Below are 13,197 nucleotides of genomic sequence, written 5' to 3' on the forward strand. Positions count from 1 at the left end.
TTCAAATGTAGCTTAAAATATGGAAATATAAACTCCAACAGCTACCAAATATGCCGCCCAAAAGTTGAATGCTGATAATGATTATCGAATTTATCTAAATAGCGATTTAAAATTTCATCACCGTTTGCCTGAAAATAGAAATATCTTTGATTTATAGAATAAAATCCTTTGAATCAACGTTCATAGATAGTTTAAGTTTACTGCTTTTCAATTTAATAGCATCAGACTTGAGCAATTGACGGAATAAAAATTATCAAAAGCTTTTATTTTAAAGACGAAAAAAAACATGAAAAGATTGGCAACAAAATCAAACCTTTTCTGTTGAATTTCAATTATCTTTGAAAGCAAACATTAATCTGAAAATATCCACATGGATTCTAATTTCTCACCGAAAGTAAAAGAGGTCATTTCTTTCAGCCGTGAAGAAGCTTTACGTTTAGGAAATGACTTTATTGGAACGGAACATTTATTACTTGGACTCATTCGCGAAGGGGAAAGCCTTGCCATTCAGATTCTGCAAAACTTAAAAATTGATTTGTTTGATCTCAGGAAGGAAGTAGAAGTAGTTATAAAAGATAAAGGCACTAAATCGGTTGCCAATCTTAATAGCTTACCCTTAACGCGTCAGGCTGAAAAAGTTATTCGAATCACAGTATTAGAAGCTAAATCTCTAAAGAGTCCTACTGTTGAATCTGAACATTTAATGCTCTCTATTTTGAAAAATAAAGAAAATCCGGCAGCTCAGATATTAAATCAATTTCATGTTGATTATGAGCGCTTCAAAAGTGAATTAAGTATTCTGCAAGGCAATACGCCAAGTTCTGAATACACCGGAAATGAACCGGGTGGCGAAGATTTTGATGACGAAGAACGTCGTCAATATCAGCAACGCCAGAGACAAGGCGGCGCAGCCGGAAACACAAAATCCAAAACACCTGTTCTTGACAATTTCGGACGTGACATTACGCGCATGGCTGAATTGGGTAATCTTGATCCAATTGTTGGCCGTGAACAGGAAATTGAACGTGTTTCTCAAATCTTATCGCGCCGTAAAAAGAACAATCCTATTCTTATAGGCGAACCCGGTGTTGGTAAAACAGCCATCGTAGAAGGTTTGGCTTTGAGAATTGTTCAACGTAAGGTTTCGCGTATTTTGTTCGACAAACGCGTTATAAGTCTGGATCTTGCAGCTTTGGTTGCAGGTACCAAATATCGCGGACAATTTGAAGAACGGATGAAAGCCATTATGAATGAGCTTGAAAAGAACCGCGACGTAATCTTGTTTATCGATGAAATTCATACCATTGTCGGTGCGGGCGGGGCTTCCGGTTCGCTGGATGCTTCCAATATTTTCAAACCTGCGCTTTCACGTGGCGAATTGCAATGTATCGGTGCTTCTACCTTAGATGAATATCGTCAGTACATTGAGAAAGACGGCGCTTTGGATCGTCGTTTCCAAAAAGTATTGGTAGAGCCGCCAAGTGTTGAAGAAGCTATTACCATCTTAAACAACATCCGCCCCAAATACGAAGAATTCCACAATGTAACTTATGATAAAGATGCTGTGGAAGCTTGTGTTAAACTAAGCGACCGTTATATGACAGATCGTTTATTGCCCGATAAAGCAATTGACGTAATGGATGAAGTGGGCGCCCGTGTGCATCTTAAGAATATCAATGTTCCGAAGAACATTCTGGAACTGGAAAAGAAAATTGAAGACATCAAGCTTGAGAAAAACAAGGTGGTAAAAAGCCAGCGTTTTGAAGAAGCTGCATCTTTGAGAGACAAAGAAAAACGTCTGGGTGAAGAACTGGAAAAAGCAAAAGGCGAGTGGGAAGAAGAAGTGAAGCACAAACGTTATCCGATTCATGAAGAAGATATTGCGGAAGTAGTAAGTATGATGACAGGCATACCGGTAATGCGTATGGTAGAAGCCGAAAGCGATAAACTGCGCCGTATGGGTGAGGACCTGAAAGCGATGGTTGTTGGTCAGGATGATGCTATCATGAAAACCGTTAAAGCAATTCAGCGTAACAGGGTAGGGTTGAAAGATCCTAAAAAGCCTATCGGGTCATTCATATTCCTTGGACCAACAGGTGTTGGTAAAACGGAGTTGGCAAAATCATTGGCACGTTATCTGTTTGATACTGAAGATGCCTTGATTCGTGTGGACATGAGTGAATACATGGAGAAATTTTCTTTAAGTCGTCTGATTGGTGCGCCTCCGGGTTATGTAGGTTATGAAGAAGGTGGCCAGCTTACTGAAAAAGTGCGTCGTAAACCATATTCTGTTATCCTTTTGGATGAAATTGAAAAAGCGCATCCGGATATCTTCAATATTTTATTACAAGTATTGGATGACGGGCAATTGACAGATGGATTGGGTCGTAAAATTGATTTCAAAAATGCAATCATCATCATGACTTCCAACATTGGTGCACGCCAATTGAAAGACTTTGGTGATGGTGTTGGTTTCGCAACGGCAGCCAAGACTTCCAATGCAGAAGAAAACAGCAGAGGCGTTATTGAAAAAGCTTTGAAACGTACTTTCAGCCCTGAGTTCCTGAACCGTATTGATGATGTGATTGTATTCAACCAATTGACGGCAGGGCATATCAACAGTATCATTGACATCATTATGAAAGATGTTTTGAAACGTATGAATACCTTAGGTTTTAGTCTGGAATTGACAGAAGAAGCCCGCAAGTTTATTGCTGAAAAAGGCTATGACCAACAGTTTGGTGCACGTCCGCTTCACAGAGCTATTCAGAAATACCTTGAAGATCCTTTGGCCGAAGAAATATTAAGTCATAATATCAAAGAAGGCGACAAGGCCATTGCTGATTATGATGCAACACAAGAAAAGATTGTGTTCACTGTTTCAAAAGGCAAGGATAAAAAAGAAAAAACAGAAACTAAAGATTAAGAAACTTAGTTGTATTAAAATAAAAAATCCCGATGGTGTATTCCATCGGGATTTTCATTTTTATTGAATGTGCAAATGATTTCTGTGCGAATTATCTTTCAGTTCATTCCCTTATTGCAACCCGCTTAATTTTTTCTCTTCCGTAAAACACAGGGAAATACATCAGTTCCGCTTTAGCGGGATTTAAAGTATAGCTGCCTTGAAATCTCGGTAATAATTCAACAGTATATTCATAATCTCCCTTTGGTAGTTTCTCACAGAAGATGGATACTTTATCTTCAAAATATTCACGGTGTATTTCATAGTTGGAATAAAATTGTTCTTTGCTTTGATAAGAACAACCGGCAGGAATCGGAATTTCAATCATTACAAATTCTGCTGATTTTTCAACTTTAACCTTGACTTTCATTGTAACAGGAACGCCTGCAGGTAATGTAGAAATGTTTTTACCATTGCTTTCAAAATCTGATTGCAACCTGAAATTATTACCGCTATTAGTATTAGAGGTATCCCATTTGTTATAATACCAGGAGAAATAAACAGGCGCATAGCCTGATTTCTGAATCTGCAAAGCGCTTCCAAGCAGTATTCCTTTTTTGTAAGGAAACTTTTCTATTTTCTCATCAATACATCCGTTAAACATCAATACCGGCTTTAATGCATCTTTATTTCCTAATGGAATACTTGTTGCTAATACTTCAATGATATTAGAGCTTTCGTAAGTATTGCGCCAACCGGAAACGGTTCTTTGTTGTATCAGCCAATTAATAATTTTAGAAGAGGGGATGCCTGTACTTGTATCGTTCTGAATAATTTTAAAAGCATTCAAAGTTGTAAGCACTTCATTGCTATAAACATACCGGCTTGTATCTTTCCAGTAAACATTTCCAAAAATATCCGTTTCCTTCATGGCAATTAGCTTATCCAATTTATAATGCAAATGCAATTTCTGGCGTAACAAGATTAATTCAAATAAAGTATTCAGGCTTAAATCTTTGTTGCGTTCCAGACGACTGATGTATTTTTCATAATTCACTGAAACGCCACATTCAGCAAGCATTTGAAGCGTAGAAATGTCGACGTATGTAGTATCTCTTTCAAGATTGAATATATAATTGTCTGTAATCACTTTTGTGTCAATATTTACATTATAGCCCATTGCTTTAGCTTGTAGCAATGTTTTCAAAACATGGTTTGAAATCCAGGGAATAGTTGGACCTTCATCCCACCAACCCCATTGATGCGCATTATTCTGACTTTTGATTATTTTGTCAATAAGACCTTGTACATATCTTCTGTCCTTGTCTCCAAAGGTTTTTTGCAATGATGCATATATTTTCTGCTTGGCAAGGAATGCCAGTATTTTAGAGGCCTTTTGTTCATTGCACATATATCCATAATTGCGCACCACATCTATTTCATCGAGCAAAACATCTATTAATGAAGCTGTGGCTGATAGATGCAATGTATCTCCCTTGGCTGTGGGATAAATAGTGAAACTTGTATCTTTCTTATCTAATGAAACAAAGCCGCCTTCCGCAATTTTTATGCCAACGCGTTGCAAAGGGATTGTTTTTTCTTCACCGTCAAAATAACCGTCTTCCTTGGTCAGTAAATATTTCAGCTTTATAGAATCTGCACCCTTATTTGTCACCAATAAAGTGTCGTTATAGAAAGGGCCTAAATGAATCTTGTTTTCTTTTTGGAGAACATCATTCTGAAAAAATGTAGTTGTTGCAGGAATAGTATCAGGAATATAATTTACCGATTTGCCGATCAGTAAAGCAGAATCTCCATCCAATAAGAAATGAGGCAGGTATAAAGAAGCTGCTACAGGTTTATAAGATTTGATATTTCCTATAACATAACCCGTATGTTTTTTGTCATCTGTAGCTATAACAAATGTTTTCCAATTAGTAATATCATCAGGAAATTTAACTTTGAAAGTAGCTTTACCATTTTCGTCTGTAACCAAATCGGGCTGCCAGTAAGCATCATCTTTGAAATTATTCCGCAGGCTGCTTACCATCATATCTTCAGCCATTGGCGGAGGTATTTCCTGTAAGCCTAATCTTATGCTTTCAGGAAGAACAGCTCCGTTTTTTGTGGTAAGGACAATAACACCATTTACCCCTCTTGAGCCATACAGACTTGTAGAAGTCGCATCTTTTAAAATGTTTATTGAACCTATAATTGACGGATCTATGCTTTTTATGTCCCCATTGAAAATAGCACCATCAATAACAATCAATGGACTTGAATTAGAAGATAGTGGGCCAAAACCCCGAATCCGAAGATTGGAGCCGGAGCCTGGCTGGCCTCCGCCATCCGTAACCTGAACGCCGGGAGCCGCGCCTTCAAGGGCTTTGGTAATATCCGTATATGAAAGTGAACCCGTAATAACATCGGCAGCACCAACATATTTTCCTTTAGAGATTGGCGGCCCGTAAGGTGTTGCAATGACAACTTCTGCAAGAACATTTGCACCTCTTTCTAATGTGATTTTCATATTCTTTGTTGCCATAACAGTTGTCGTTTCAGAGCCCATAGATGAAATCTCTAAAGATGGGTTTGTTCCTGCCGGAATTCTGATTTCAAATTTCCCATCAACATCTGTCATAGTGCCAATATTAGTTCCTGCAATTTTTATACTTGCCCCCGGAATACCTTCTTTATCATTATCTAAAACTACTCCTGAATAAATATCCGAAGCACCCTGATAAGTAGCGTTTACATATTCGCTCATCAATAAATTCAAATTGATAGGTCTTTTATCTTCCGGCGAAAGAAAAAATTGATTTAATAGTTGATTAATACGGATTATACTTCGGTCTTTTATAGTATCTGTCTGTTTAATTCTGTAAAATGTTGTTCCATTTTCTTTCACTTCTATAATGTCTGTCTTTCTGTAATAATTATATTTGTCAATGAGCAATAACTGGTATTTTCCGGCAGGTATGTTATTAAATTCCATTGCATTACCAGGATATATTCTGATAAAATTAAAGTCATCAGGTTTGCCCAGAATAATATTGGCAGGATAAGCCTCTCCATATTTTTTGTTCTGATCAATAACTAAATTTCCTGAACCCGTATATTGTTTATTTAGAGAATCAAAGCGTTCGCTGCTGCGACCTTCAAAAATTTGCTGATCATAAAAATCAAGGGTTCTCTTTTTGGTTGGGAATACATCATTAATATCAGGAGCATAGTTCGTAAAAAGCATTCTTGGTAGATGTTCAAGTTTGTTACTTTTCATCTTTATCAGATTATTACCGAAACTATAAGTGTAGTAAGGTTCATATTCAAATGGAATGTATGTTCCTTCATAAGTTCTGAAATTCCAATAACGCCAATATACAGGGCCAATTATGAAATACTGTGGCTGGTTACGATAGTTATTATTATTGCTTACATTCAAGCATTCTCCTTCATCTTCAGCACGTTCCAGGTAAGCATACTTTAAATCGGCACTATTCATATTCAAACTCATAATGCAACGATAAAGCATGTCTTTTTCAACCCTGGTAAAGCTATCGGGCATTTGTTGGGTTCTAAATAAACTATTGTTAAGCTGCCCTTGGTCAATGCTGAAAATTGTCTTTACATAAGGTTGAAATTTGATGTCTTTTATGGTAATTAATTCCTGATTTGTCCTGATCTTTATTTCATGAACATTGCTGTCTACCTCAAAACTGTACGGTAATTTTTTATCTGTAAAGCCAAAATAAACCGGAATATTGTCTATGTAAACATATTGAACGGCTTGCATAGCACCATTTTTCATGACAAATGGTGCTATTTGTGTAATGCTGTCTTTCATAGCGATTGTCGTGTATTCGATGGAATCTTTGGAAGGATAACGAAAGCGATATGACCAATTGGTATCAAGTAACATTTTAGTATTCCAGAAATTGAAATTCAAGGATGTGTTTTTTGTTTCATAGCTATCATCCAATTCAAAAGAATTATTTGCTGTTCTTGATTTAAAACGATAACCTAAATTGGGCAAACGAGGAGTTCTGTCTTCTTGAAGCTTGTTGGTAAAGCTATAGGCCAATAAATTCAAGTCCTTTATTGGGGCGCCTTCGATGTCCGTTCCTGTGATATTTATTACCGTTTCTTTTCCAGGCGTTATATTGGAAGGTTGTTCTACATTTAATCTTATTTGATTTTTAGGATAATAAATAGAGTTGGTTTCAGATTTGGTTTTGCCGGCCCATATATATTCGGCCAGTGTATAATACAGGCTTTTTTCGTCTGAATTAATCACGAATGGAAAGTCCTTTTCTGTACCTTGTTTTATAGCTGAATTACCTTTGTATATATGATAGACAATGGGAAGATTTTTCGGGTTGACTAAATTTAAAACGATAGAATCTTTATATACATTATAGTCAATAAAAACACCGGATTCCGTTTCATTCATTTCTAATTCAGCATCGTCCTCATTTGTTTCAGCGTAATAGGTTGTTATTTGGTTATTTACGGGTAATGAAAATGGTGCAGTTACCAATGTATCGAAAACAATAATATCAAAATAATCCTCTCCATATACCCTGATTTTTTCTTCGCCTTTTGCCTGTTGGGTAATCAACAAATTATTTTTCAACAATTCAATTTTTAGATTTTCAGGTTTTAAACGATACTCAATATCTCTGTTTAATTCCTCATACTCATTTTCGCTATTCTGTAAAATGGCTTTCAGTTTATATTCTACATTAGCAATCGGGAAAATGGAATCAGGGATAATAATTGTTTCATTGCCTTTCGTAATATTGGCTGTATAAGTCCATAAAGTATCGGGCACAAATAACTGATCGGGTTTAACATTCGTTATTTCTTTAGTAAGAATAAAGATAGAAGCGCGTGTATCAGGCATAGGTAAGCCATTCTCATCTTTTGCTATGAAATCAACGCCAAAAGGTTTATTTCTATATTGTTCATGACCATCTTTAAGGTTGACTTCAAAAACGGCTTTTTTAAGTTCATAATCTTCATATTTGAAATAATCACTCGCAATTGTATTAGAGTCGCTATCTTTCAATCTCAGATAATAGGATTTATCCAAATCAATGTCCATACTGTCGGCTATTGTAAATTGATAGCTGTAACCCGCTCCTTTGCCATTGGAGGTAACATTTCCAAGATAAATTTCTTTATGGTAAGTTTTCTCTAAAAACACCATTAATGGTTTTTCATACCAAGTTTCTTCCTTGTTGTTTAAAATATAGGCTTTAAACTTAATAGTGTCATGTGGACGATAAATAGGTTTGCTGAAATAAAAATAATGCGAGTGATAGTAGTTACTTTCGTTATATTTTTGTGAGGGAGAAAAACGGTGCCAAATCTTATTAGTATAATTTACAGCATCTGCGATTGTTCCGAATTGATGTCCATTGGCAACAGAGTAAATCCCATCTAAGAATCCATTTGAATAAAAGCGTAATGGTCTTCCGATATATTTTAATGGACTTTTGTAAAGTATCCGGTTAATATCAAGTGAAACTTTGGGATAATTATAATCATTATAGGAGTTTTCCTTTGAAACAGAAAAATAAAAAGTTTCTTCCTGATAAACAGATAGAATGCCGGTTCTTTTATTATGTTTCAAAATATATGCCTTAATATTTTCATCCCAATTCATTGCTTTCTTTCCTATAGCTACTTTACCCAACTTTACGGGCAATTTCGTTTTCAAATCCAAAAATTGTACAATCAAGTCTTCCTTATTATCCAAAATATATACACGCCAGGGTGTAACAGGGTAATATTCATACGCAACCTTATTCCCGCGAAAATTTATTTTAAGATAATTGCCCGTTGTCAATGGTAAGCTGTCAGAATATTTTTCCTGAACATATACCAGATGATTGAAAACAGTAGTATCTGTTGGTTTTAAATGATTCATTAATACATCCAACGCCTGCTTATTATTAATCTTGTAAAAATAACTATCATCAAATCCGTCATTCAATGATGGTTTAAACTGTGCATAAGATGATTGGCTGAAGAAAAAGAACAATAACAGAATAGAAGAGACAGCTGTTTTCATAAGGGCTTATTTCATAAAAGATGACAAAATAAGAGATAAGGTTGTAAACAAGGCTTAATCAAAATGCATTTATAAATTGCTGATATTCGCCTTTGTTTATATTGACGATATTATTGTCAGAAGTATCAATAAAAAGGTTGAATTTTTTAAAATTGTTGCTATTATCTACCTTCCACAATTATCTTATTGGGTACAACCATCAATATAAGATAACTCACAAACTTTATTTAACATGAGTTCCTCTTTTCAGGATAGTATTCGAGCCCGATTTAAAATCTGCTTGAGTTATAGATATTATCACATGTTAAAAATTGTAAATAATAATAGCTGTTGAATCTTTATTTCTTTTTGATGCCGCATTTTCCCCTCCTTACGGCCATTTTGAAGCAATGTCAAGTACAAACTGCATGAAAACCCATGCAGGTAATTACCGATTTATTCAATGATGTAACTTAAAGACATCTTTCTGTCGTTCGTGGACATAATCGTTATAGGTTTCGTAATTAGTATATTCTTTAACCTATTTTTACAAAATAATCTAAGTTTATAAATTTATTCAATAAAATACAAAATAGATAAATTTATATTTTAAAATATTTATCTATTTAAAAAATCCTTTTCAATATATTCTGCTTCGAGCTATCTCGTAAACCACTATTAAATGCATAGTGGTATGCTAATCTATTATTCAATGAGTCCAAAAAATGTCATACAACGTTTACTTCCGCAATTATTATTGTGGAGTGTATGCATTTGTGGATTTGGTTGTTCGGATGTTTATGGCCAATATTCAATTATATATGCCCAATATGTCGGGCCTTACCCTGCTAATACCGGTGGCAGCGCCGGTGCCGGCGGTTCGGCCGGCATAGGTGGGTCGGCAGGTGCCGTCGGTATTTATACCATAAGCAATACCGATAACCTGAACGATAATATTTATACTAACTATGCAACACTTTCAGCCACCAGCGGCAAGCCCGGAAGCGGTGTAGCGCCTGGAAATGGCGGAAGTTCCACTGCTTATGTAAACCTGAATTTTAACGGAGCAACTACGCCATCATCTGCTAATCCTGTAATATTGAAATTACAGGCTACTTCAAATTCTAATTTGACGCCTTTATCACAGGTTTCTGTTCAGGCTTATAACGGAGCGTCATTAGTAGGTGCGGCGGTTGCTGTTTCAACTTTGACAGTCAGGTCAACAGATGAATATGTTTTTACCCCCACAGGCGCTTGTACATCTGTAAGAATTACAGTTACTTCTGATGCTGCAGGTGGTTTGTTTGGCGGAAATGCTGCCAATACAACTGTCAGCCTTTTCTATGCCAGTGTGTATGATCCAACGTGTAGTCCTCCGATATATACAACTACCAGTGTTACCGGATTACTGAGTTTAAATGGTATTGTCAATAATCCATACAATGCCATTGATAATAATATGTCAACTTTCGCCGCATTTAGCGTAGGTGTAGGTGTTGGTGCTACGTTGCACGAAAATGTTTATTACGGAAGTTTGTCAAATACCGGAGACGCTGTAACTGTTACATTGTCTCTTCCTTCGAGTTCGCTGGCTGCCGGCTTGTTAGGGTCCATCAGCATCATTGCCTATAATGGAAACAGTTCTGTTGGCTCTGTTACATTCAGCGCTTTATTGCAAGGAACTGATTTGTTGAATTTATTGCAGGCGGGTTCTCCGGCAACTATCTCTTTTGATCCGGGAGCAAGCTTTAACCGGGTGGAAATAACAATGGGCTCTTTAGTGGGGCTTGCTACAAGCCTGAATGTATACGAAGTAGAGCGAACGGGTAAAAAGCCTTCCTTTACTTTACCATTAGATGATACCACTTATGCCTGCAATGGAACGAGTGCCTCCATCGCGGCGGATGCCCCTCCTGCAGGATACGAATTAAGGTGGTTCGCTACAGGTGCTGTATCAGATCAATCTGCGCTTTATACAGGCAACACATTTTCGCCTTCAGGTACCATTACACACGATACCTTGTTCTGGGTTGCGAAATTTAAGACAGGTTGTTTATTGGGCTCTGAAAAAGTTCCCGTTCGTGTATTTGTAAGGCCACTTCCAACTATTACATTGGGTGTTAATCCGGTAGTATGTATTCTGGGTACCAATGCTGTTTTGCCTTATACAGCTACAACAAACAGCCCTATCAAATACAGCATTACATGGTCGGCTTCCGGTTTAACCAATGTAGTGGACAATACGCTTCCTTCAACCTCTGCTAATTCCATATTGATAAATATACCTGTCGGCATAAGTATAGGAGTTAAGAATGGCACACTTAAAGTCAAAAATGCCAATAACTGCAGCAGCAGCGGAATTGCCATGTCTGTTACAGTTAAAAGTCCTCCAGTAATTACATCACCGATTGTAACTAACTATCAATAATGCTTTAACCAATTTAACTAAACCAATTAATAAACAACAACAAAAACAAAAACGATTTTATGAAAAAGAATCAATCTATTAAAATGATGCTGGCTGTAATTGCTCTGGGAATAGCAACAGCCACTACTGCAAACGCGCAGAATTCAGATACATCCAAAGTTTGTTCGGGTCAAACGACTTTACCAAAAGGGCCGGATGCCCCTAACGGAACCACGTATTCCTATGCATGGTTTGATGCACAAAACAGTAATGCCGCGCTTGCAAGCACACAACAGATAACCATTGCGGGCGCCACGCTTTCCAATACTACCAACGCACCAAAGCAGTTTATCTATAAGCTTGTGGTTTCTGAAAGTGGTGCCGGTATCTCTGCCTGTCCTTCCGATACGTTTTATAAAGTAGTACTGGTATATCCTGCGTTATCAAATACGCTTACAACCAACTATACAACTATTTGTACCAGCGGACAACAGAACCTTATTCTTACTTCGCCAACCACTGCAACTGCTGCCGGTACTGCTCCGGTCCTGTTGGGTAACTATGGTACATTGAAATATACCTGGACAGGTAATGGTATTGCTGCAAATACAACTACTACCGGTATTGCAAATAATACCTATACTGTAAATGCGGCGAATTTACCTGCTGCAAGCCCTACTCCTTATACTTATTCTGCGGCAGTTTCTTATGCAGAAACAATTGTAGGTGTGAGCCCGGCAATAGATGGTTGTACGCATAGTGCAAACGCAAACGTAACTATCTCAACCGCTCCTACAGTAAGCAATACCAACGTTACTACTACTTTCCAATAATGAATGGTAAGAGTTAGTTTTTAAGTAAATGTCTATATGTGATTTTCTGTTGATTCACATAAAATCGATTCCGGAAAGTGATTTTTCTTTCCGGAATCTAATTGATAACCTATGATGCTCAGATTTGTCTCTTTATTGTTATTTGCTATAAGCTTTACCGGGTTTTGTGATGCTCAGTCTATAAAGGAGATTTCTATGTGCCAGGGTGATACAGCTATTATGTCGGCGGAAGTTTCTGATGCAGACAGCATGCAATGGTATTATAACGGGCATCCTGTTCCGGGAGCCAATAATGATACATTGAAATTTACACAAGGCGGGATGTTTTATTTAATGGCATTTAGCGAACAGGGGAAATGTTTCACTCAATCGGATTTTATAAGAGTTGAAATTTCTTATCCCAGTGCCATAGACGATCATTATAATTTGACTCTTGGCAGGACAGAAGCGTTAAATGTACTCAATAACGATAATATGGCCTGTTTTGCTTTTAATTTAAGTACCATAACAATTACAAGGCCACCTGTAGTAGGATCTATTATGTCCATTGCTAATGGCATGATTATATATAAGGCTTCCAATAGCAGGCTGTTGCCTGATTATTTTACTTATCGGATTACAGATATGGAAGGAAGAACTACTAATGAGGCCAGAGTTGACATTGAGGTAGATTTACATTGTGCCTTATTGTATCCTAATCCGGTAAAAGATGTGCTGAATATTCTTGTAGATCCTCAAAAAATACATGGCATCAACGTTTATGATGCCTCAGGGAAAAGATTGGCGGCTCTGGGTATAGACCAGAGTAATATGAAATTTAACATGAGCGAATATGCTCAGGGAATTTACTTCTTCGAAATATTAGAACGTAATGGGAAAGGGTGTACTCTCAAAGTGCAGAAAGACAAATAGTCTTTCAATTTGCAACAGTTGCACGGTTGCAGCTTTTAAGACAAAGGATGACTGGGCACATTGTCCTTAAAAGCAAATCCGCAGG

General features: G+C 36.9%; 5 protein-coding genes. 4 read left to right on the forward strand and 1 reads right to left on the reverse strand.

The genetic code is table 11. The features are described 5' to 3' along the window. Positions 1–370: 370 nt before the first annotated feature. Entirely contained in the window at positions 371–2,926 is a 2,556-nt protein-coding gene (locus F0919_RS10895) for an ATP-dependent Clp protease ATP-binding subunit (RefSeq protein WP_150032769.1), read from the forward strand. Between the two features lie 103 nt (positions 2,927–3,029). Here the strand turns inward: F0919_RS10895 and F0919_RS10900 are convergent, their stop codons facing one another. Continuing rightward, positions 3,030–8,981, reverse strand: coding sequence for a TonB-dependent receptor plug domain-containing protein (locus F0919_RS10900; protein ID WP_150032770.1), 5,952 nt, complete (start codon positions 8,979–8,981; stop codon positions 3,030–3,032). A gap of 691 nt (positions 8,982–9,672) precedes the next feature. Between F0919_RS10900 and F0919_RS10905 the strand changes: the two genes are divergently transcribed. The 3 genes from F0919_RS10905 to F0919_RS10915 all read left to right on the forward strand — a co-directional run bounded on the left by F0919_RS10905 (position 9,673) and on the right by F0919_RS10915 (position 13,112). Further along, complete coding sequence (locus F0919_RS10905; protein WP_150032771.1) at positions 9,673–11,388, forward strand: Ig-like domain-containing protein; 1,716 nt, start codon at positions 9,673–9,675, stop codon at positions 11,386–11,388. A 59-nt stretch (positions 11,389–11,447) separates the two neighbouring features. Next, positions 11,448–12,200, forward strand: a complete 753-nt coding sequence (locus tag F0919_RS10910; protein ID WP_150032772.1) for a hypothetical protein — start codon at positions 11,448–11,450, stop codon at positions 12,198–12,200. Positions 12,201–12,311: 111 nt separating this feature from the next. Beyond that, positions 12,312–13,112, forward strand: coding sequence for a T9SS type A sorting domain-containing protein (locus tag F0919_RS10915; protein WP_150032773.1), 801 nt, complete (start codon positions 12,312–12,314; stop codon positions 13,110–13,112). Positions 13,113–13,197 lie beyond the last annotated feature (85 nt).

The organism is Taibaiella lutea (assembly GCF_008629695.1).
In the GTDB taxonomy this organism is placed as follows: domain Bacteria; phylum Bacteroidota; class Bacteroidia; order Chitinophagales; family Chitinophagaceae; genus Taibaiella; species Taibaiella lutea.

Bases quoted from the DNA above. Each gene is read 5' to 3' on its own strand.
- F0919_RS10895 (WP_150032769.1), top strand. From the start codon at position 371: ATGGATTCTAATTTCTCACCGAAAGTAAAAGAGGTCATTTCTTTCAGC.
- F0919_RS10900 (WP_150032770.1), bottom strand. From the start codon at position 8,981: ATGAAAACAGCTGTCTCTTCTATTCTGTTATTGTTCTTTTTCTTCAGC.
- F0919_RS10905 (WP_150032771.1), top strand. From the start codon at position 9,673: ATGAGTCCAAAAAATGTCATACAACGTTTACTTCCGCAATTATTATTG.
- F0919_RS10910 (WP_150032772.1), top strand. From the start codon at position 11,448: ATGAAAAAGAATCAATCTATTAAAATGATGCTGGCTGTAATTGCTCTG.
- F0919_RS10915 (WP_150032773.1), top strand. From the start codon at position 12,312: ATGATGCTCAGATTTGTCTCTTTATTGTTATTTGCTATAAGCTTTACC.